Annotated in this window: 23 protein-coding genes, 3 riboswitches and 1 other annotated feature; of the genes, 2 read left to right on the top strand and 21 right to left on the bottom strand. The window is 36.1% G+C overall.

Annotated elements, in window-relative coordinates:
* Positions 1-41: 41 nt before the first annotated feature.
* The 9 genes from COE49_RS01430 to gltP form a co-directional block, all read right to left on the bottom strand.
* Complete coding sequence (locus tag COE49_RS01430) at positions 42-413, bottom strand: DUF3922 domain-containing protein (protein ID WP_140417417.1); 372 nt, start codon at positions 411-413, stop codon at positions 42-44.
* Positions 410-1,042 (bottom strand): response regulator, encoded by a 633-nt coding sequence (locus COE49_RS01435; protein WP_088231636.1) that lies wholly within the window; start codon positions 1,040-1,042, stop codon positions 410-412. Before COE49_RS01435 ends, COE49_RS01430 begins: the two co-directional genes overlap by 4 nt.
* Positions 1,039-2,094: a sensor histidine kinase gene (locus COE49_RS01440; protein ID WP_088231637.1), complete on the bottom strand. Its 1,056-nt coding sequence runs from the start codon at positions 2,092-2,094 to the stop codon at positions 1,039-1,041. The genes COE49_RS01435 and COE49_RS01440 overlap by 4 nt, the downstream gene beginning before the upstream one ends.
* Complete coding sequence (liaF, locus tag COE49_RS01445; protein ID WP_088231638.1) at positions 2,094-2,834, bottom strand: cell wall-active antibiotics response protein LiaF; 741 nt, start codon at positions 2,832-2,834, stop codon at positions 2,094-2,096. Before liaF ends, COE49_RS01440 begins: the two co-directional genes overlap by 1 nt.
* A gap of 107 nt (positions 2,835-2,941) precedes the next feature.
* Positions 2,942-3,604 carry a PspA/IM30 family protein gene (locus tag COE49_RS01450; RefSeq protein ID WP_088231639.1) on the bottom strand — a complete coding sequence of 221 codons (663 nt, stop codon included), beginning with the start codon at positions 3,602-3,604 and terminating at the stop codon, positions 2,942-2,944.
* Positions 3,605-3,651: 47 nt separating this feature from the next.
* Positions 3,652-4,008 (bottom strand): lmo0954 family membrane protein, encoded by a 357-nt coding sequence (locus COE49_RS01455; protein WP_088231640.1) that lies wholly within the window; start codon positions 4,006-4,008, stop codon positions 3,652-3,654.
* 229 nt (positions 4,009-4,237) lie between these two features.
* On the bottom strand, positions 4,238-5,554 hold the full coding sequence (locus COE49_RS01460; protein WP_098252625.1) for a Na+/H+ antiporter NhaC family protein: 1,317 nt from the start codon (positions 5,552-5,554) through the stop codon (positions 4,238-4,240).
* Positions 5,555-5,648: 94 nt separating this feature from the next.
* A riboswitch (SAM riboswitch) is annotated at positions 5,649-5,754 on the bottom strand.
* A 120-nt stretch (positions 5,755-5,874) separates the two neighbouring features.
* Complete coding sequence (locus COE49_RS01465; protein WP_098357332.1) at positions 5,875-6,393, bottom strand: ribonuclease FAU-1 family protein; 519 nt, start codon at positions 6,391-6,393, stop codon at positions 5,875-5,877.
* 68 nt (positions 6,394-6,461) lie between these two features.
* A complete protein-coding gene (gltP, locus tag COE49_RS01470; RefSeq protein ID WP_088231643.1) occupies positions 6,462-7,736 on the bottom strand; it encodes a glutamate/aspartate:proton symporter GltP in 1,275 nt (424 codons plus the stop codon).
* Positions 7,737-8,238: 502 nt separating this feature from the next.
* Here gltP and COE49_RS01475 point away from each other — a divergent pair.
* The gene (locus COE49_RS01475) at positions 8,239-9,501 is read left to right on the top strand and encodes a murein hydrolase activator EnvC family protein (protein WP_088231644.1); all 1,263 of its coding nucleotides are present in this window, start codon (positions 8,239-8,241) and stop codon (positions 9,499-9,501) included.
* Positions 9,502-9,600: 99 nt separating this feature from the next.
* A complete protein-coding gene (locus COE49_RS27475; RefSeq protein WP_170933774.1) occupies positions 9,601-9,759 on the top strand; it encodes a hypothetical protein in 159 nt (52 codons plus the stop codon).
* A gap of 26 nt (positions 9,760-9,785) precedes the next feature.
* Here the strand turns inward: COE49_RS27475 and COE49_RS01480 are convergent, their stop codons facing one another.
* From COE49_RS01480 to COE49_RS01540, 12 genes are all read right to left on the bottom strand, one after another.
* Positions 9,786-11,141 carry a sodium-dependent transporter gene (locus COE49_RS01480; protein WP_140417418.1) on the bottom strand — a complete coding sequence of 452 codons (1,356 nt, stop codon included), beginning with the start codon at positions 11,139-11,141 and terminating at the stop codon, positions 9,786-9,788.
* 111 nt (positions 11,142-11,252) lie between these two features.
* Positions 11,253-11,501 (bottom strand) — a binding site (T-box leader).
* Between the two features lie 64 nt (positions 11,502-11,565).
* The gene (locus tag COE49_RS01490) at positions 11,566-12,180 is read right to left on the bottom strand and encodes an NAD(P)-binding protein (protein WP_088231646.1); all 615 of its coding nucleotides are present in this window, start codon (positions 12,178-12,180) and stop codon (positions 11,566-11,568) included.
* A complete protein-coding gene (locus COE49_RS01495) occupies positions 12,155-12,907 on the bottom strand; it encodes a sirohydrochlorin chelatase (RefSeq protein WP_088231647.1) in 753 nt (250 codons plus the stop codon). Before COE49_RS01495 ends, COE49_RS01490 begins: the two co-directional genes overlap by 26 nt.
* A gap of 1 nt (position 12,908) precedes the next feature.
* On the bottom strand, positions 12,909-13,685 hold the full coding sequence (gene cobA, locus COE49_RS01500) for a uroporphyrinogen-III C-methyltransferase (RefSeq protein ID WP_098882524.1): 777 nt from the start codon (positions 13,683-13,685) through the stop codon (positions 12,909-12,911).
* Between the two features lie 86 nt (positions 13,686-13,771).
* Positions 13,772-13,972, bottom strand: coding sequence for a DUF3906 family protein (locus COE49_RS01505; protein WP_071709835.1), 201 nt, complete (start codon positions 13,970-13,972; stop codon positions 13,772-13,774).
* A 12-nt stretch (positions 13,973-13,984) separates the two neighbouring features.
* Positions 13,985-15,607 carry a nitrite/sulfite reductase gene (locus COE49_RS01510; protein WP_098882525.1) on the bottom strand — a complete coding sequence of 541 codons (1,623 nt, stop codon included), beginning with the start codon at positions 15,605-15,607 and terminating at the stop codon, positions 13,985-13,987.
* A 109-nt stretch (positions 15,608-15,716) separates the two neighbouring features.
* Complete coding sequence (gene cysC, locus COE49_RS01515) at positions 15,717-16,316, bottom strand: adenylyl-sulfate kinase (protein ID WP_098357333.1); 600 nt, start codon at positions 16,314-16,316, stop codon at positions 15,717-15,719.
* A 12-nt stretch (positions 16,317-16,328) separates the two neighbouring features.
* Positions 16,329-17,465, bottom strand: a complete 1,137-nt coding sequence (gene sat / locus COE49_RS01520; protein ID WP_098882526.1) for a sulfate adenylyltransferase — start codon at positions 17,463-17,465, stop codon at positions 16,329-16,331.
* A gap of 38 nt (positions 17,466-17,503) precedes the next feature.
* Positions 17,504-18,205: a phosphoadenylyl-sulfate reductase gene (locus tag COE49_RS01525; protein WP_098882527.1), complete on the bottom strand. Its 702-nt coding sequence runs from the start codon at positions 18,203-18,205 to the stop codon at positions 17,504-17,506.
* 86 nt (positions 18,206-18,291) lie between these two features.
* Positions 18,292-18,435 (bottom strand): YezD family protein, encoded by a 144-nt coding sequence (locus COE49_RS01530; RefSeq protein ID WP_000116159.1) that lies wholly within the window; start codon positions 18,433-18,435, stop codon positions 18,292-18,294.
* A 71-nt stretch (positions 18,436-18,506) separates the two neighbouring features.
* Positions 18,507-18,615, bottom strand: a riboswitch (SAM riboswitch).
* 115 nt (positions 18,616-18,730) lie between these two features.
* Positions 18,731-20,047, bottom strand: coding sequence for a diaminopimelate decarboxylase (gene lysA / locus COE49_RS01535; protein ID WP_098945672.1), 1,317 nt, complete (start codon positions 20,045-20,047; stop codon positions 18,731-18,733).
* A 180-nt stretch (positions 20,048-20,227) separates the two neighbouring features.
* A riboswitch (Lysine riboswitch) is annotated at positions 20,228-20,409 on the bottom strand.
* An 89-nt stretch (positions 20,410-20,498) separates the two neighbouring features.
* A complete protein-coding gene (locus tag COE49_RS01540) occupies positions 20,499-20,894 on the bottom strand; it encodes a DUF3888 domain-containing protein (RefSeq protein WP_140417419.1) in 396 nt (131 codons plus the stop codon).
* Positions 20,895-21,006: the final 112 nt, after the last annotated feature.

Below are 21,006 nucleotides of genomic sequence, written 5' to 3' on the forward strand. Positions count from 1 at the left end.
TTCTCCACAGCCTGAAAAAAAACTCCCTTATGGGAGTTTTTTTACATTTGATAAGCACTATGATTAAAACTGCTTATTTTATACGCTTTCGTATAAAAATCAATATTTGTATCAACTGTTTCTACTTTAACAACATCATAGCAATCTTCTTGCTTTACTAAAAATAAATAATACTCTTCTGTTGCTTCAATAATAGCAATTCGATCTGTCTCAACATTATATTGCTCACAAAGCGCTTGTAATGCGTTCACATAATCCCCTAATTTTTTCGATTGATCCATTCCAAATATTGTTTGGACTAACATATACATTCTCCCCTTTGTATGTACTGTTAACACTATAATGATAACGCTTACATAAGTTATCGTCAATAAAGAGCTTTGGCAAGATGAATAGCCAAAGCCTCTTATCATTTCGTCAATTGATGTCTAAATGCATAAATAACCGCTTGTGTTCGGTCACTTACATGTAACTTATTTAAAATATTACTCACATGTGTTTTCACTGTTTTTAGAGCGATAAATAGTTCATCTGCAACTTCCTGATTACTTTTCCCCTCTGCAATTAATAACAAAATTTCATATTCTCTTTCTGTTAAATCTTCATGCAAAGGTTGTTCCTTCTTCTGGCGCATACGCGACATCATTTTACCAGTGACTTTCGGCTCTAATACGGTTTCTCCATCATAAGTAGCTCGTACAGCGTCCGCAATATCACTTGCTCTTGATGTTTTTAATAAATAACTTGTTGCTCCGGCCTCAATAACAGGATACAATTTTTCATCATCTAAAAAACTCGTTACAACAACAATTTTCGCTTCTGGCCACTCTTGAATAATAGCCCTTGTTGCTTCAACTCCATCCATATCATCCATGACAAGATCCATTAAAATAATATCTGGCCTTAATTGCAGTGCTAGCTCTGAACCTTTTCTTCCATTTTCGGCTTCTCCAACTACTTCAATATCTGGCTGGGTTGATAAATACGCTGATACACCCATGCGAACCATTTCATGATCATCAACTAACAACACTTTAATCATACTTCTCCCCCTTTCTCAATCATAATTGGTACTTTCACTTCAATTTGCGTACCTTTTTTTGGAAAACTAAGCACTTTTAGCGTCCCACCGATTTCGTGAACACGCTCTTGCATAGATCTTAAACCATATGAACCTGCCTTATTAACTCCTACTTCAAATCCAACACCATCATCAATGATTTTTAATATCGCATATTGATCAATTTTCCGAAGACGTACTTCCGTTTTCTTTGCTTTCGCATGTCGTAACGTATTTGATAGCGCTTCTTGCACAATACGGAATAAATGGTCTTCTACACCTTTTTTTAATTCAATAGGTTCGATAAGCCATTCAATTTTCATATGTTGTTTTCGCGATAATTCCGTTAACAACTCTTCTATACCTTCAGTCAGTTTTTTACCTTCTAATTGTACAGGACGTAGATGAAGCAATAATGCCCTCATTTCTGATTGGGCATTTACAACCATATTTTCAACAAGCTGTAATTGTTTTTTTGTCGTATCTGGAAATTCAACCACTTGTTCATTAATCGCTGACATCATCATCGACATTGCAAAAAGCTGCTGACTTACTGAATCATGCAATTCCCTCGCTAATCGATGCCTTTCTTGAGAAATCGCTTCTTGCCTCATCTCTTCATTCCAATGAGCTCGTTCATTCGTTACTTTTTGAAATAGTCCCGCTTGCTCCTCTAATCGACGAGCAAGAACAATTACTTTTCGTTCCACTTCATGAAATTCATCGTCCGCAGTAAACGAAACATCACTCGGAAAATTCCCTCGTTCTACTTCAAATAGAAACGTATTTAATCCTTGTATACGCTGCTCTATATAATAACCGATTGCATACCCTACAATTCCCCCGATAAGTAAACTTGTAGTCATAATAAACAAGCCAATTGGAACAGAAGCGATGGATTCTTTCCATAGTAAATCATAAACTTGTTGTTCACTTTTCCATACATATACAATTATACAGATAAGTGCGATACTAACAGAGGACAACATAGAATAACGAATATACATCCACGAAATATTTTTTTGTTTCTTCATTATACTTTCCTCACTTCCGTATCGCCTACGACAAGCGAAGAAATAATTTTAATACGGCGAGGAGCTTCTTTATATTGCTCTGTTCTAAATGTAACATTACGGTTAAATCCTGTTTCTTCATGTCCTGGTAATAACACCCGTCCAACAATAACAGAGTGGTTTAAAGACAATTCAATATCGTACGGCACATATAAACGAATGTTCCCAACAACACCTCGAATAACAATTACTGTCTCTCCTTCTGGAATCATCGCATTCGTTAAATCAATTTCAACATCACAAGCACCATATTGAACATTAATATCCTCAAGTTCATAAATATGATCCATCATTCGGACATTACCTACAAACATATTTTTCAAATATGGCTCTGTGCGATATATTTGCTTCTCTTCATTTATATATCCTTTTTCTTTAATTTCAACCTTCATTGCTTTTTGCTGCTGTCCTTGCTGAATCAGTTGATAACCAATTAAAGCTAAACAAGCAAATACTACGAGTACAAAGGCTGCTGATGAGAATAAAAAGAATAAGAATACTATACCGCCAACAAATAAAAATACATTTCCCCTAACATAACGATTTTTCTTACGATAATGCCTTCCAAACATAATCATAATAAATGCAAAAATTAGACCACCTGGTTCAAAATGTCCAAGTATCATATCAAGAAAAAGACCGAATCCAAATATGATGAGGAGCATCCCCATTAATTGCGTTTTTGAAAATTGCTTTTTCATTTCAGCTCCTCCCCTCTTCGTTACATATACATAGAAGAAAAGGCATTGCTTTCCAACACCTTTTCTCCTATCACTATATCATAAGCCTGTTTTATAATATACTACAATTATTTTGTTACTTCCTTCGTTAACGACACTTCACTTTTTTCTTTCATTTCACGCTCAAGCTTTGCAATTTTCATATCAAATGTGTCACGCTCATGCTCCTCATTCATACGAGTCTCTAAGTCACGAATGTGATCTTCAATTTCTTCAAATCGTAAGAACGGATTATTTTCATCCATTTTATGCATAGCAGTATTCATACGACGATTTGCATGTGCCATATTTTCACGTGCCATTAGTTCCATACGCTTTGCATGCATTTCTTTTAATTTATTTTTCATTTCGGAAAGACGACGCTCTAACTCATCAATCTGCTCTACAACACCTGCATACATTTCTTCTAATCGAGTTACTTGCCCTTCATAATAAGCTACCTCTTCTAACGCACGCTCGTGCAATTGTAATTCGCCTGCTTCTTGAGCAATAACAGCTTGCTTTGATCTTTTATTAACAAAATAGCGTGCTTGCTCAAGCTCACGAGCGAAGTTAGATTTTAATGTTTTATGACGCTGAATTAGCTTCTCAATTTTTGTTATTTCACGCTCACTATCACGTAAATATTGGTTTAACATAGCAATTGGATTTTTTCTTTCTTTCTCATCTAACACGTTATGAAAATCAGCTAAAATTGCATCGCGTACACGTCCGAATAAAGATTGTTTCATTATAAATCTTCCTCTCTTCTACTTTATTTATAATTTGATTTATTGTTTTAGTTTTTCATTAATTTGTTCCACTCATCTTCAAAGTTGCTATATGGTTTAGAACTTTCTGAAGCAGCGTCAACAACTACATTTTTTTCTTTTTTCCACTCACGGTATCCATAGTATAAAACTACTAAAGCAGCGATACCGATTAATGCTGGTGAATGTGATAGGGCAATTGACAAGCCGATTAAACCGACAATACCCCAAGCTAACTTTCCAAAAAATGATTGTGCTCGCACAAATGATTTGTAGCTCCAGTACACTACTCCTGCTCCGATTGCGAATCCTACAATACCAGCAAGACTACCAAGAGCAATTAGAGCCAAAATACCGGCCGCGATAAACGCTAGAAATTGTTTCATCTTGTGCTTGCCTCCCTTCGATTTGATACTCTTATCTTAACTATTTTTTCATCTTTCCATAACGAGCTTAAGAACCGTTTTCGACTCAGACTTAAGACCGAGTTGCATTCAGCCTTTCGTAAAAACATATGGCGGGATAGACTGATTTACTTTTTTATTACACATAAAAAGCCGTACAGAGAATATTCCCTGTACGGCTTTCGTTACTATTAATAAACTTCATTTTTAATTATGCTGTTTTATGATACTCTTTCTTTCCCGCCACTTTAGAAAACCTCGGGAAACCGATTAATATAGAAATGATTCCACATACTCCAACTAAGATTGGATAAAACGCATATGGTAACAATTCAATCGGAGATAAAGCCGCAAATCCTGCTGCCGTTAACATTTGCGCACCATACGGAATTAACCCTTGCACACAACATGAGAAAAGATCTAGTACACTCGCTGATTTACGAGGATCAATTTCATATTGATCTGCAATGTTTTTCGCAAGCGGACCTGTAAAGATAATAGAAATCGTATTATTCGCTGTACACATATTCGTCATACTCACTAAGCCAGCAATACCAAACTCTGCTCCTTTTTTCGAACGAATATTACGTGTTAAAAGATTCATTAAATATTGAATGCCACCATTATATTGAATCAGTTCGACCATACCACCAATTAAAATAGCAAGTAATACTAACTCCATCATACCGCCTATTCCAGTCGTTACACTTTTAAAGAAACTCTCTAACGTGTAACTGCCATCTAAAAGACCAATAACGCCGGATAATACAGTTCCACCAGTTAACACAATAAGTACATTCCAGCCAAGTAGCGCTGTAATAAGTACTCCTGCATACGGTAAAATCTTTATCCAGTCAAAGCTATGAGCTTTAATGTCTGTATCATTACCTAAAGTAATCATTACTAATAGTACAATTGTAATGATAGCGGCTGGTAATACAATTAAAAAGTTCGTTTTAAACTTATCTTTCATTTCTGTTCCTTGTGAACGTACAGCTGCGATTGTTGTATCTGAAATAAATGATAAATTATCACCAAACATCGCTCCACCAACAACCGTAGCCATCGTAAGTGCAATTGAGATATCAGTTTGCCCACTAATACCTACAGCAATTGGTGCTAACGCAGCAATTGTTCCCATTGAAGTACCCATCGCTAATGAAATAAATGCCCCTATAACAAAAATTCCAGCTACGATAAATCCTTGCGGTAAAATTGATAACGCTAAGTTAACTGTAGAATCAACGCCGCCCATCCCTTTTGCTGTTTCAGAAAACGCTCCTGCAAGTACAAAAATCAGAACCATAATCATAATATCTGGGTTCCCTGCACCTTTAGCAAATCGTTCCACTTTTACATTAAAGCTTTCTTTACGATTCATCGCTAAAGCGACTCCTACAGCAATTGAAATTGCTACAAGTATCGGCAATTTATAGAAATCACCTGTAATAATTCCAGAACCAATAAATAGCGCCAAAAATATCCCAAGCGGTAATAAAGCCAAACCATTTCCTCTCGTTTCTTTCAAAGTACCATCTCTCCCTATTTTCAACCTTTTTCTAATGAATAACAAAAGACCTCTTCCAATGAGAAGAGGTCTTATACATCTATAAGAAACACTCTTCTCATCTTTCAAGCACATGCTTGCTGGATTTGGCACAGCACTCTGAAATCGAGTCCGCTGCCGAGGCATCGTAGGGCCAGTCCCTCCGCCTCTCTTTATAAGAAGGTTTCATATTTATTTTTTAATAATAATTTCTTCCCTAACTTTACTTGCTTACAAAACAAAAGTCAATTATTTTTTGTATAGATTTTTTTGGTAATTATACAAAAATTTGAATGCAATAATCATTTTAACTTTTTTATTTCTTCTTCCAATATTGAAATCCAATAAAATTCACTCTTTTTTATTGTATCTATTATCCATTTTGTTGTATGCCAAGCTAACTCATATTCTTCCTTTGTAACATCGTCATTTTTATAAGCATCCTCTAACTCATCTTCATCCAATACATATATTTCACCATTTGGTAACAATACTACATCTAAATATAAATCATCAAAATAAGGTAAACCACGTTCGTCTATTTCATATTCCTTCGCTACGTCAATATAATATTGCACTAATTTTTGTTGATCGTCTAACATAGCTGTAATAGCAAAGTTTTTCCCGCTTATAAAATATTGCATCCATGTATACCCGTCATCTGCAATACAAAGCTCTTTACCATTGTATTCTTTATAACTAGGCTCTCTCACTTTTTTTATATCTAATATCCCTAACATACCTGCTTTAACTTGCTTGACTATATAATTTTTCTCTATTAGCCGCTTCCACGAAGAACCGTCACCATATTTTCGTTTCATTACGTCCGCTCCTCTTCTATATATAGAAAAGCTCTCACATATTATGTGAGAGCTTTTTCATATTATAATTAAGCCGCTTGACCCTTTTCAGATATCTCTTTTAAATAAGCTTGTCCTTTTTCAGCGTCATATTGACCTTCCCACTTAGACATAACTACAGCTGCTAAAGAGTTACCTACAACGTTAACCGCTGTACGAGCCATATCTAAAATACGGTCAATACCAGCGATGAATGCTAAACCTTCAGCTGGAATACCTACTGTACCAAGTGTCGCTAATAATACAACGAATGATACGCCCGGTACACCCGCGATACCTTTTGAAGTAACCATTAATACAAGTAATAATGTAATTTGTTCCGTAATGGATAAATCAATATTGTACATTTGCGCTAAGAAGATTGCTGCAATTGCTTGATATAAAGTTGATCCATCTAAGTTAAATGAATAACCTGTCGGAATAACGAAAGATGTAATCGCTTTCGGGCAACCGAATTTTTCCATTTTCTCCATAATTTTCGGTAAAACTGTTTCTGAACTTGCTGTAGAATACGCTAAGATCAGCTCGTCTTTTAAAATCTTAAAGAATTGGAAAATGTTAATTCCGAATATTTTCGCTGTAAGTCCTAACACGACCACAACGAAGAAGATCATTGCTCCGTATACTACAATGAGCAATTTCCCTAATGGAATTAATGAAGAAAGACCAAATGTAGAAACTGTAACACCAATTAATGCGAATACACCAAATGGTGCAAATTTCATAACTTGGTTCGTAACGTAAAACATGGCGTCAGCTACACCTTGGAAAAATTGTAGAACTGGTTTACCACGCTCACCAATTGCTGCTACACCTAAACCAAATAGTACAGAGAAGAAGATAATAGCAAGCATATCACCTTCAGCTAATGATTTCATGATGTTCGTTGGAACAATATTTACAAATGTATCCGCAAACGAATGACTTTGTACTTGTTCTGTTGTTTCTGCATATTTAGAAATATCTGTTTTTGTTAATTGATCCATATCAACGCCTTTTCCTGGTTGGAAAATGTTCGCTATTAATAGACCAACAATAATTGCAATTGTTGTAATAATTTCAAAGTAAAGAATTGTTTTTCCGCCTAGTCGGCCTAGTTTTTTAACATCGCCAACACCAGCAACTCCAACAACAATACTTGCTACAACAATCGGCACAACGATCATTTTAATTAATCGGATGAAAATATCGCCAATTGGTTGTAAGTACTTCGCAACTGCTGGATTATCAAAGAAAATCGCACCAACTGCAATACCTAGTGCAAGACCAATTAATATTTGCCATGCAAGTCCTATTTTTTTCATACTTGTTGTAACCCCCCTCGATGTGTCACTCTATCTATCTCTCATTCTATCTATATCTATAAAACTAAGAAATTAAGAGTATTACATATTATTCGACAATTCACTACATTTTGCCTCTGTTAAAAATCATAAATCAAAAATTAAAATCTGACAACTAAATAAGTTTGCCCGAACGCAAATAATTTTCTTGACAAAAACAAAACCCATGTCAGAAAACCTCACATGAGAACGATTCCTTACCAGTGTTTTATTGGCTTTTGCAATAATATTTAACTATATAAAACAAACGCACTTCCCCCCTTTATTTTACAAAAAAAGGAACGATATATTCTCTTTGCTGCACTTATAAAAAATGTAACTACTATGACAATTAAACTTAAAAGATGATAAATTCCGACAAAACTTAGTAATTTTATAAAATTCTCTTTACATTATGATTACAACGATAGACACTCCTCTTCTTATGATATATAACATTCATAGGGAAAGGAGCCAAACAACAATGAAAAAGAAATTTGCAGCGTTTAGTGTTTTAGCAGCAGGAACGATTTTTGTTTCTCCCCTACTTTCACCTGTATACGCTGAAACGAATCAAGATAAATTATCTAACATACAATCAGAATTAGATGGCAAACAAAATGACTTACAAAATAAATCAGCTGAGAAAGAACAAATAGAAAAAGAAATTCAAGAATTACAAAAGAAAATCGACGAATTAACTACTTCTATTAATAAAAACGAAGCTGAATTAAATGATACGAAAAAAGAAATTAGCAAAACACAACAAGTAATTGCTGACAAAAAGAAACATATAGAGCAATTACAAACAAACATAGATACGCGTCAGGAAATTATTAAACAACGATTACAATCTATGCAAGAAAAACCTCGTACAAATATGATTACAGAGGTATTAACAACTTCTACAAACATTGCTGATCTTGTTGATAATATGTACTCCGTAAGTTTAATATTAAACAACGATACAGATATTGTGAAAAAACAAACATCTGATCAAGATGCTGTAACGACAGAAAAAGAAGCTGTTGAGAAAAAAGAGCAGCATCTGAAAGAATCTGAGCAAAAATTAGTACAAAAACAGCAAGAATTACAAAATAACCAACAGCAGCAACAAACTTTTATTAACGATCTACATACGAAAGTAGCAAAAGTAGACTCAGAGATTGAAGGATTAGAAGAAACAAAAAGTATTTTAGAAAACCAGCGTCAAGCTGTTCAAAAAGCAATTGAAGAAGAAAAACGTGCTGAGGAAGCTCGTAAAGCTGAAGAGGCACGCAAGGCTGAAGAAGCTCGTAAACACGCTACCGCATCTGCTCAATCCGCCCCGACACCACACGATACAAATATTGGCGGATTTATTAAACCGGCAGCCGGATCGAAAACTTCAGGATTTGGTACACGTTCTTTAGATAACCATAAAGGAATTGATATCGCTGCTTCAGGAACAGTACCTATTGTTGCTGCTGCTGACGGCGTCGTTATTCGCTCAGAATTATCATCTAGTTATGGAAATGTTGTGTACTTATCTCACCGTATAAACGGAAAAACATATACGACAGTATATGCTCATATGAGCAGCCGTTCTGTATCGAATGGACAAACTGTAAAACAAGGCGATCAGCTTGGATTTATGGGGAATACCGGTCAATCATACGGACAACATTTACACTTTGAACTTCACCTTGGGGAATGGAATGTCGGTAAGACAAACGCAGTTGATCCATCTCCTTATATCGGATTATAAAAAACTCGGTGCATACCGAGTTTTTTATTTACACTTCACACAATATAGGCCTTCCACATAGAATACAACTAAATGCCTACATTTTACGAGGTGGTTCATATGAATACACAATTACAACAAGAAATAGAAGAAGCTAGAGAAACGTACATTGGCCGGTTATTTACATTTGGTGGCTCAGCGTTATTTTTAATCGGTTCATTCATCGCAGTCGTCACAGCTTATAAAGCATATAATCGTTTATTGCATTCATCAACATAAAAAAGACGGGGATTCCCCCGTCTTTTTTATGCAAACATTTTAAATACACCTATCGCATTTAAAAACACAATGATTACCGTTACTGGAATAATATAACGAAGTAAGAAGAACCAAATGTTAAATAGCGTTTTCCCTTTCGTTTCCGTTACTTCTAATTCTTTCATTAGTAACTCTTTGCTCATTTTATTTGGTACAAATAGCGAAATAGCTAGTACCCCTAGCGGCAGCAACACATTGCTTACCGAAAAATCGACGAAATCAAAGAATGTTTTTCCAAATATTTTCACATCACTCATAACCCCAAATGATAACGCTGATGGAATTCCAACTGCAAAAATAAGAATACCAATTAATAATGATGCGGACGGACGCTTCTTCTCATTATCTTTCGCAACAGATGCTACAACAATTTCAAGCATCGAAATTGCTGATGTTAAGGTCGCAAAGAAGAATAAAACTAAAAACATAACAAAGAAAAATTGTCCGAATGGTATTTTCGCAAATACAGCAGGAAGAACGATAAATAATAGTCCAGGTCCTTCAGTTGGCTTAACTCCTAACGCGAAAATTGCCGGGAAAATTGCTAATCCTGCAAGCACTGTAATAAAAACAGTTAAACTTACAATAGATGTTGCTGATTTCGCCAAATGTTCCTCTTTCTTCAAATACGAACTATACGTTACCATTACTGAGGCACCTACTGTTAGTGAGAAGAAAGATTGTCCCATCGCATATAAAATCGTATCTGCTGTAAGCTTTGAAAAATCTGGTTTTAAGAAGAACTCTACCCCAGCCATAGCACCATCAAGCGTTAACGCACGAATAATGATAGCAATAAATAAAATAAATAATAGCGGCATCATGTACTTACTTGCCTTCTCTATCCCCTTCTCTACACCTTTACTTACAACAAAAATCGTACAAAGCATAAAGAGGAATTGCGCTCCAATCGCACTTACTGGATTCGAAATCGTTTCACCAAACAATTTCCCATAATCGACAACACCATTCCAGAAACTACCTGTCACACTATAGTATAAATACAGTAAAATCCATCCGCCTACAACACTATAGAAAGAGAGTACACTAAAACAAGTAACAACTCCCATACGACCAATCCAAGGATATAATTTACTATTTGGCACTAACACCTTATACGCTGTTACCGCCTCTTTTTGTGTACTACGCCCAATAACAAATTCTGCTAATAATAACGGCATTCCAATAAATAAAGTTAACAGTAAGAAGACTAAGAAGAATGCGCCTCCCCCACCATTACCTGCAACATAAGGAAACTTCCATATTGCACCAAGACCTACTGCGGCTCCGGCTGCTGCGAGTACAAAGCCTATTTTCGACGTCCATTGCTGTGTTTCTTTCATCATAATTTCTCCTTTTCTGAATATTTAAACTTTTACTAATTATACACTTTCATTTCATACTCGCACACCTCCTTTAGAAAATAAAAAAGTCCCCTACACGCAAATATGCATGTAGAGGACGATATATGTAATGTAAATACCGTGGTACCACCTCAATTGGATTGATAAATCCCACTTGTTCAAGTACAGGAATAATTCCGATACTCTATCCTTTTAACGGCGGAACCCGGGTTGCCTACTACAATGTTCAGCATACCTCTCGCAAGCCCATTCTGTATATTTTATCGTACCGGGCTCACACCTCACCCCAGCTCTCTGAACGCCTCAAATATACGTACTCTTCTTGCTCATCGATTTCATCTATTGAAGTTACTTGTGATTATAAATTATATTTTTATACTTGTAAAGTGCAATTTACTTTTTATTATTGTAGAACTTTCCCCTCTAATTCCCGTAAAAAACTTTCTCTTTTTTCCTCGTTTTGCACATATACTGATTTCAATACTTCTTGTAGCAATATATGTCGTTCTCTCTTTTCTAACTGCAACTCTTTTAACTTGATTCTTACTTCATATAGAAACTCTAAATACGTTTCGTATGTTTCATCGTATTTATTTGCGATATCATCTCGAATTTTTTTCGCAAGCTTTGGACTTGCTCCTCCAGTAGAAACCGCTATATTAAGCAAACCACGATGAATTGCCGCCGGAAAATGAACATTACCACTTTCGGGGTTTGTAATAACATTTACCAATTGATTCTCTGCTGCATCTTCAGCAACGTGTTCATTTAATACGGAATCACTACTCGCTGCAACAACTAAAAAAGCATCTTTAATATCACTTTTTTCATATTCTCTTTGATACCAACGAATTTTCTTCTCCTCCACAAGTTTCACTAAATTTACGTCTAATTCTAGACTTATTACAACTATATCCGCACCTTGTTTTAGTAAAGGAATAATTTTAAACCCTGCAACTTTTCCTCCACCAATGACAACAACACGTTTCTTATCAACTCGCACTGTAAGTGGATACATATTGATCCCCCTTCAATATTTCCTTCGTTTTTTGGATTAACATATTTTGGAACGCTTCATTTTTTCCTAAATACGGACTTATTTTTATCCCTACCAACTCATATTGACGCACTTCTTTCTCAATATGTTTCATAAGTAATCCTGTAAATAACAAATAAGGTAACACAACGATATGCTCTTCTTCTCGTTCTACAACTTCCTTCAATTTATCCTCAAACTTCGGTTCGGCAGCTGCTAAAAAACAAACTTCCACTTTATCAATTTTTTCTTCTGCTTGAAATAAAGTAACGATCCGATTTATATCTTGTAAAGTTTCAGGATCGCTACTGCCCCTTGCAACAAGTAAAAGCGTCACTTTATTTTTATATTCTTCAATGCCACTTCCTTTATATATCGATTTTATAAGTGTTCTTGATACACCGAATGGATTACCGTAAGTCACCTTAATATGAGGATATTGATCATTTAACTTTTGTAATTCAAACGGAATATCATTTTTCACGTGACCTGCTGCTAATAAAAATACAGGAATGGCGATAATCTCTGTCGCACCACGCTTCACACATGCGCGAAACCCTTCTTCGATAGAGGGACTCGCTAACTCTAAAAAACAAACTTCTTGAATCGTTTCCTCTATACGACTCATACATGCTGTAACAAATTGAATTGCCTCTTCTTTCGCTTCCTTCAACCGACTTCCGTGACATATATATAAAACAGCCTTCATTTTACAACACTCCACTTACTTGATAGGCATTTTCCGTTTGTTTCTCAAACCAATGAATCTTTTCTCTAAAACGGACAACTTCTCCAATTACAATCATGCTCGGATTTTGAATTTGCTCTTTTTTCGCAACCTCTACAATTGTCCCTAACGTCCCAACAACTGTGCGCTGCATAGATGTCGTTCCCCGCTCAATAATAGCAGCGGGTGTACTTTTATCTTTTCCATGCTTCATAAGTTGTTCACATATGTAGGGCAAATTACTAACCCCCATATATACCGCTAAAGTCTCTACACCTTTCGCTAAATTTTCCCACTTCACTTCCTCTTCAGCATCTTCTTTCCTATGTCCTGTCACAATAGCAAAACTTGCACTTGCATCACGATGTGTCACCGGAATCCCCGCATAAGCAGGTGCAGCTATTCCAGAGGAAATACCTGGGACGATTTCAAATGATATCCCTTGTTTTGCTAGCGCTTCAGCTTCTTCTCCGCCTCTACCAAATACAAACGGATCTCCCCCTTTTAACCGCGTTACAACTTTTCCTTTTTTTGCGTATTTAATAAGAAATGTATGAATTGTCTCTTGCTTCATCGTGTGATAATTCGGGAGCTTCCCGCAATAAATTAAATCCGCTTCAGGCTTTGCGTACGAAAGCAACTCTTTATTCACAAGACGGTCGTATAAAATAACATCTGCCTTCTCAATACATTTCAATCCTTTCACAGTGATTAAATCTGGATCCCCAGGGCCCGCTCCAACGATATATACTTTTCCCATCAGCTCTCCTCATTTCTACTATTAAAGTGAAACTTCCATTCTTATATATGAATGGAAGTTTTCATTACTTCATATTTCAATGTTCCTTACTCATGAATAACAAAGGCTGCGCTTTTTCGAATCTTCTTTTTTTCAAATAAGGAAATCTCCTTTATTTCCGGTAACGGTAAAAAATGTTTTTCAAGCTCAATCTCCGCAAGCTTAAATGCCTGTTCTTCACTCTGAGCAACAACAACAATCGGAACGATATTATTCGCTAATACAGCTTCAAATCGGTATAAATCCATATTGCCCCCTCCTTAAGACGCTATAACTTCCTCTAACACGTTATTTAACGCTATTTGCAGTGTATCTACACCGATACGTTCAACAAAATCATAAAACGTTTCAGCTGGTAACTTATTTTCTTTGAAATAAGTTATAAATGATGCGAGCACATCCGGTAAATCTTCACCGTCTATTTTCCCTTTTAGCTTTTGATTATAAGCACCACCATCTAGTAACGTTCCGCCTACATAAATTTCAAACGCCTCAACAATTCCTTTTTCCTTCGTTTTCATTTTCACCCCTTGTAATCCAATGTCAGCAATTTGACGTTGACCACATGAATTTGGACATCCTACCATATGAATTCGAACCGGAACGTCGAGTGCAACTTGTGTATCTAAGTACTCGGCGATTTTGCGTAATCTTTCTTTCGTTTCTACTAATGCAAGATTACAATATTCAATACCTGTACATGAAACCGCATGACCAATAAATGATTTCGGATTTGCAGAAATTGCTTCAAATAACGGTTCACTTAATAAGCCCGTAACATTTTTTGGCGGAACATTCGGAATAATGAAGTTTTGTGAGTTACAAGTACGAATTTGCCCGTTACCATATTGCTTTGCAATTCTTGCAATCTCAAACATTTCTTTTGCATGTAAACGCCCTACAGGTACATTAAAACCGACATATTTTAGTCCCTCTTGTTTTTGATCTTGGACACCATAAAAATAACCTGCATTCCATCCTTTTAGTGCACTTTCTCCTTTACTTTGTAAAGGCCCTGTATACTCTAGTAGTTTCTCTTTAAATTTCTCCGCTCCCCAGTCTGCAACAAGAAATTTCAAACGTGCTAAATGACGTTTTTCACGATATCCAAAATCTCGGAATATAGTAGCAATCGCAATTGCTACTCCCTTCACTTCTTCTGGTAGAACGAACACACCTAATTCTTCCGCTAAATATGGACGAGCTGATAATCCTCCGCCTACTTTTATATGAAAACCAACTTTTTTCTCACCATTTATTTCTTTCGTAGCAGGTGTAAATGCAACACAGTTAATCTCTGCGTTTGCTGAATTATAAATGTTAGAACTAATGGACATTTTAAATTTACGTGGTAAGTTGGAAAACTCTTCATTATGTTGGAAGTAGTCATATACCTCTTTCACAATATGCGTTGTATCAAACAGTTCATTTGCATCAATTCCAGCAAGTGGGTTACCTGTAATATTACGCGTTATATCACCACACGCCCCTGCTGAAGATAATCCAACTCTCGCTAATCTTTTAAAAATATCTGGAATTTGCTGAATCTCTAACCAATGAAACTGAATTGCCTGTCTTGTCGTAATATCGATTACATCGCGTCCATAGTCCTCAGCAATAGAAGCAAGCACTTCTGCCTGTGCATTTGTAATAATCCCAGAAGGAATATTTACACGCATCATAAAATAGCCCGCTTCTTTCGGGCGCTGCAAATACAATCCTGCCCATTTAAATGCGTCCCACTCTTCTTTCGGAATAGATTCGAATCCATTCTCCGCATAGTAAGGAATATCATTAAAGATTTCCAATCCATCTTTTTCTAATTTATTCTTCTCAGTCTGATTTAATTTTTCATTGTTAGCCCATACTTTTTCATAACTCATTTTTAATCCCCCTATATAAAGTGAAACTTGAATCAGGCATTTACGGACAGCAGGGCTCCCACCTAACTACTTTGCCTAGCTGAATTTTAAGGTGGGAGGGTAATGCCCGTTAATGCTTGATAAAGCTACGCTCTTGTAAGTACTTCACAATTTGTTCTGCACATTCTTCAATAGAATACTTATGTGTTTCTACAATTAATTCTGCTCGTTCTGGCTCCTCATACGGTGAATCCACACCAGTAAACTGTTTAATATCACCATTCCTTGCCTTTTTATAAAGACCTTTCGGATCACGTTTTTCACACTCTTCAATCGGACACTTCACAAACACTTCAATAAATTCATCCGCCGATAAAATATCTCTTACTTGCTTACGATCCGTGCGAAATGGTGAAATAAACGCTGTAAGTACAATCGTTCCTTGATCTACGAATAGTTTAGAAACTTCACCGATACGGCGAATATTCTCTGTGCGATCACTTTCAGAAAAACCTAAATCGTTATTTAAACCGTGGCGTATATTATCCCCATCTAGCACATAGTTTCCGATATTCTTTTCAAATAGTTTACGAGCAACCGCATTCGCTACTGTAGATTTACCTGAAGCTGATAAACCCGTAAACCAAATTGCAAAACTATGATGGCCATTTTTCACTCTTCTCTCATTTTTTGAAACAGAGGCTGTATGCCAAGTAATATTTGTATTCATCTCATTCTCTCCCTATTTTGTTACTACACCTTTTTTCAACCCTTTAATTAGCACTTCCACTACTTCTTGACGGCTAAATGTACTTGGCGGAATCTCACCATTTCTTAATAATTCTCTTACTTTCGTCCCTGATAAAATAACATGGTCTTCTTTTCCATGCGGACATGTTTTCGTTGAAGCCATCGCTTCACATCTCCCGCAGTAAAAGCTATGTTCAAAAAATAGCGGTGTAATCCCTAACTCTTCTATCGTAAAATTCGTAAAGATTTCCTGCGCTTCATATGTTCCGTAATAATCTCCTACCCCGGCATGATCACGCCCTACAATAAAGTGGGTACAGCCAAAATTCTTTCTGACTAATGCATGAAATATCGCTTCCCTCGGTCCTGCGTAACGCATTGCTGCAGGAAACACGCCTAAAAAAACACGGTTTTTCGGATAATAGTTTTGAAGCAATACTTCATAGCTTTCCATCCTTACATCAGCAGGAATATCATCTGATTTCGTTTCCCCCACGAGCGGATTCAAAAAGAGACCATCTACAATTTCAAGAGCAGACTTTTGAATATATTCATGTGCACGATGTACCGGGTTTCTCGTTTGAAATCCAACTACTGTTTTCCAACCACGCTTTTTAAATTCTTCTCTCGTTTCAATTGGATCTAAATGATAAGAAGGAAATTGATTATTTTCAAAGCGTTTTGTCAGAATAATAGCTCCTCCGACGTAAACGTTTGGTCGTTCATATAATTTTTTCACTCCTGGATGAGCCTCATCCGTCGTTTTATATACAAGTAATGCTTCTTTTTCTTTATCTGGGACAAAAATATCTTCTATTTGAATGACACCATATATATTTCCGTCGTTAACAAGCTTTACTTCCTCTCCAACTTCCAGCCTCTCTGCTACCTCTTCTGTTATCGGTAATGTAATCGGTATACTCCAAACGCTCCCATTTTCTAAACGAAGGGTTTCTACGACCGAATCATAATCTTTCTTTCCTAAAAAACCTGTAAGCGGGCTATATCCTCCTGTCGCTAGCAGCTCTAAATCACTTAATGCAATGTTGTCTAATTTAATTTCTTTCTCAATTTTCGATACGTCGTATGTCTCATCTATACGGTTTACTAATTCGTTTCTTGTGCTCATTTTCTATACCCTCTCTTAGCTTTATTTTTCAATTTATCTTATTGGTAATGAAGACCACATTCTGTTTTCACTTTCCCAGCCCATCTACCATCTCTTGAGTCGCCGCCATCTACAGGTAACGTACACTTCTCACATCCAATGCTTGGATAGCCAACATCATGTAATGGGTTATACGGCAAACTATGTTTGTGTACATAGCGCCAAACTTCTTTCCATGTCCAATGAATGAGTGGACAAATCTTAATAGATTGAAAACGATGATCTTGATTTATAAAGTTTGTATGTTTGCGAGTTTTTGATTGTTCCCTTCTTAAACCTGATATCCAAGCCTTTTCATTTGCTAATGATTTTTCTAGAGGTAAAATTTTTCTAATCTTACAGCAAAGGTTTGGATTATTTTCCCACAACCTGTCACCATGCAACTTTGCTTGTTCATCAAGTGTAAGTTCTGGCTGTTTTTCCATAATATTTAATGAAGGAAATCGTTCCCGCACTTTTTGAATTAATTCATATGTTTCTTGAAAATGAACATTTGTATCTAAAAATACAACTTTAGCAGATGGATTTACTTGGTTTATAAGGTGCAGTAATACCATACCTTCCACTCCAAAGCTACATGCATATACGATTTCTTCTTTATATTCTTTATAAGCCCAACTTAATACTAATAGCGCACCTTTCGTTTCATCATCTTCCGAAAATGAAACACCATTTTCATCCCACGTTTCATACGTCAACATGTTTTTTCCCCCTGTAAAAGCAAAAAGACGGTTTTAACCTAATAAAATAGGTTAAAACCGCCTCTAGTTTTTCTAGTCAGCGCTTTTTACTTTAAACGTACTTTTTCACTTTTCTCTAATTGAATGACTTTTCCATCTTGTACAACAATTGTAATTGAACCATATTTCATATCAGCAAGCATTGCTTGAATCTTCTCAGATACTTCATCAAAATGTTCCCGTACGCTCACGCGAACAGCCCCCCTTTTATTCATAAAAAAAATCTTTCCCATTTCGAAAAGACTGTTCGGTAATATATTTTACCTTATCTTTCAAAATGGATTCCATTTTGCTGGATTTAGCACCTTGCTTTCTATAAGCAGGTTGCCGAGCTTCTTCGGGCCAGTTCCCTCCGCTTCTCTTGATAAGCTTTGTATTTGTATTTTATCACAATTCTGATTTTTTTCAATCCTAGTTTTCCGATATATTTTAATTATTTTATTTTACAAAAAAGGAATTGCCCATCTGAACAACTCCTTTTCTCATTTAAACAAGTTCTTTAATACGTATGCGATCGTTCCCAATAATATTTTCATATGTTTCGCGCTCTACAACAATTTGTGATGTACCACCTTTCGCGAAGACGACAGCTGGTCTACGAATCCGATTATAATTATTCGCCATTGAGTACCCGTATGCCCCTGTACAAGAAATTGCTAGTAAATCAGCAGAAGCAACTTTCGGTAGAGTAATATCCCAAATTAACATATCTCCACTCTCACAGCATTTCCCTGCAATCGAAACAACTTCCTCGTTCTCATCATTTCCTCGATTCGCTAACATCGCTTCATAACGAGCGTTATATAAGGCCGGTCTTAAATTATCTGTCATTCCACCATCTACTGCAACATATTTCCTTATACCAGGAATATCTTTCACAGATCCGACTGTATAAAGTGTCGTTCCCGCATCACCTACAATACTGCGGCCTGGTTCAACCCAAATTTCTGACAATGGATAGTTACAGACTGTAAATTGTTCTCTCACTGCACTCGTTACAGCTCGCACATATGTCTCAAGTGTTAATGGCGTATCCGAATCTGTGTAGCGTATTCCGAATCCTCCTCCTACGTTTAACACTTTTACTACATAGTTTGTTTGCTCTCTCACTTCTTCTAAAAAATGGCGTAGAACTTCAATTGCTCGAACAAAACCAGCTGTTTCAAATATTTGTGATCCGATATGCGAATGAATACCTAACACATTATAATTTGATTTTTGTAAAGCAAGATCTATCGCCTGCATCGCTTGACCATTTGAAACACCAAATCCAAATTTTGAATCCTCTTGGCCTGTTGTAATATATTCATGTGTGTGCGCCTCTACTCCAGGCGTTACACGGATTAATATGTTCACAAATTTCCCATATTGCACTGCTAAATCATGTAAAATTTCTAATTCCAAGAAATTATCTACTACAAAACAACCAATATTCGCCTGAAGAGCCATAATCATTTCTTCTTCTGTTTTATTATTTCCGTGAAAATGAATGCGTGATGCCGGAAACCCTGCTTGGAGCGCCGTATACAACTCTCCCCCAGAAACAACATCTAATGACATATTCTCTTCACGAGCTACTCGGCACATCTCCATGCACAAGAACGCCTTGCTTGCATATGCTACTTGATAAGAGAAACCACTTTCTTGAAAAGCACGATGAAATGCACGACATTTCCCTCGAATAGACTCTTCATCGTATACATAAAGTGGTGTTCCGTATTGTTTTGCTAGCTGCGTCGTATCGCACCCTCCAATTTCTAAGTGTCCTTGCCCATTAATTCGGCTTGTGCCGTGTAAATACATTTGAATTCCTCCCTTATTTCCTCTAAAACTCATAACCCCAATCTTCTATTCATTGCAGCACGCTTTTAGATAGACAAAAAACGCGCGGAACAATGTTCACACGCGTTTCTTATTAGGAAAAATATATATTGAAAAAATAAACAAGGTGTTATCTTCTCAAAATAAGAAACCGCATCAACATCTCCAAATAGCTCTCCATAAAATAAATCTTATGACAGTACTACATTTATTCAATGTAGTCCCAATATATGAATAAGGTGGTCATTCTTATATTTCGGCAATAGTCCCTTTCAACCTATGATCACAGATTCCACTAAATCTCCCATAGCTTACTCTTTCCTATCGCGGCCTCTACCTTTGAGAGTAGATGAGGTAAGTCTATTTAATTTTCAAACATCTAATTGTTGCTATTAACAATACCAAAGGACCATTTTATTTGTCAAACAATTTTTTATATTGTTTTTTTGCAGTTTAATTCCGTGTCATTTGGTAAGCGCTTTACTATAATCTTTGTTACTTCCCATTCGCCTTCATCGTTATTAAATGTAATTGTTACTTTTTCAAATGGTGGAGCAATTTTCCCACCAATTCGCTCATACTTCGTCACTTCGATACTCGCTTGAAATAAATATGCACCACTATACACTTTTTTTAAACTAATAATTTTAGGACATTGATAAGGTTTCAAGCTCCCATATTGTTTTTCAATTGCTTTATTTATTTTTGGAAATAAAACAGAATAAAGTGCATCTTCCATAAGAGGGGCATCATATTGAGCTATTGAAACACTCGGTGAAGCAAAAAGGATACAACTACTGCATGCTATACAATATAATAATTTTCGCATTATAACCTCCGTATTATTACGTGATTCTTTCTGCGCACGATCATTATCATACAAAGAAACTCCATTTTATTGTCTCCCACCACTCTTTTTCTACTCAATTATTATAAAAAAG

Source organism: Bacillus sp. AFS029637 (assembly GCF_002584985.1).
In the GTDB taxonomy this organism is placed as follows: domain Bacteria; phylum Bacillota; class Bacilli; order Bacillales; family Bacillaceae_G; genus Bacillus_A.

Excerpts from the sequence above, each read along its gene's own strand:
- COE49_RS01430 (WP_140417417.1), bottom strand. The coding sequence starts at position 413 with ATGATAAGAGGCTTTGGCTATTCATCTTGCCAAAGCTCTTTATTGACG.
- COE49_RS01435 (WP_088231636.1), bottom strand. The coding sequence starts at position 1,042 with ATGATTAAAGTGTTGTTAGTTGATGATCATGAAATGGTTCGCATGGGT.
- COE49_RS01440 (WP_088231637.1), bottom strand. The coding sequence starts at position 2,094 with ATGAAGAAACAAAAAAATATTTCGTGGATGTATATTCGTTATTCTATG.
- liaF (WP_088231638.1), bottom strand. The coding sequence starts at position 2,834 with ATGAAAAAGCAATTTTCAAAAACGCAATTAATGGGGATGCTCCTCATC.
- COE49_RS01450 (WP_088231639.1), bottom strand. The coding sequence starts at position 3,604 with ATGAAACAATCTTTATTCGGACGTGTACGCGATGCAATTTTAGCTGAT.
- COE49_RS01455 (WP_088231640.1), bottom strand. The coding sequence starts at position 4,008 with ATGAAACAATTTCTAGCGTTTATCGCGGCCGGTATTTTGGCTCTAATT.
- COE49_RS01465 (WP_098357332.1), bottom strand. The coding sequence starts at position 6,393 with ATGAAACGAAAATATGGTGACGGTTCTTCGTGGAAGCGGCTAATAGAG.
- gltP (WP_088231643.1), bottom strand. The coding sequence starts at position 7,736 with ATGAAAAAAATAGGACTTGCATGGCAAATATTAATTGGTCTTGCACTA.
- COE49_RS01475 (WP_088231644.1), top strand. The coding sequence starts at position 8,239 with ATGAAAAAGAAATTTGCAGCGTTTAGTGTTTTAGCAGCAGGAACGATT.
- COE49_RS27475 (WP_170933774.1), top strand. The coding sequence starts at position 9,601 with ATGAATACACAATTACAACAAGAAATAGAAGAAGCTAGAGAAACGTAC.
- COE49_RS01480 (WP_140417418.1), bottom strand. The coding sequence starts at position 11,141 with ATGAAAGAAACACAGCAATGGACGTCGAAAATAGGCTTTGTACTCGCA.
- COE49_RS01490 (WP_088231646.1), bottom strand. The coding sequence starts at position 12,180 with ATGTATCCACTTACAGTGCGAGTTGATAAGAAACGTGTTGTTGTCATT.
- COE49_RS01495 (WP_088231647.1), bottom strand. The coding sequence starts at position 12,907 with ATGAAGGCTGTTTTATATATATGTCACGGAAGTCGGTTGAAGGAAGCG.
- cobA (WP_098882524.1), bottom strand. The coding sequence starts at position 13,685 with ATGGGAAAAGTATATATCGTTGGAGCGGGCCCTGGGGATCCAGATTTA.
- COE49_RS01505 (WP_071709835.1), bottom strand. The coding sequence starts at position 13,972 with ATGGATTTATACCGATTTGAAGCTGTATTAGCGAATAATATCGTTCCG.
- COE49_RS01510 (WP_098882525.1), bottom strand. The coding sequence starts at position 15,607 with ATGAGTTATGAAAAAGTATGGGCTAACAATGAAAAATTAAATCAGACT.
- cysC (WP_098357333.1), bottom strand. The coding sequence starts at position 16,316 with ATGAATACAAATATTACTTGGCATACAGCCTCTGTTTCAAAAAATGAG.
- sat (WP_098882526.1), bottom strand. The coding sequence starts at position 17,465 with ATGAGCACAAGAAACGAATTAGTAAACCGTATAGATGAGACATACGAC.
- COE49_RS01525 (WP_098882527.1), bottom strand. The coding sequence starts at position 18,205 with ATGTTGACGTATGAAACGTGGGATGAAAATGGTGTTTCATTTTCGGAA.
- lysA (WP_098945672.1), bottom strand. The coding sequence starts at position 20,047 with ATGTATTTACACGGCACAAGCCGAATTAATGGGCAAGGACACTTAGAA.
- COE49_RS01540 (WP_140417419.1), bottom strand. The coding sequence starts at position 20,894 with ATGCGAAAATTATTATATTGTATAGCATGCAGTAGTTGTATCCTTTTT.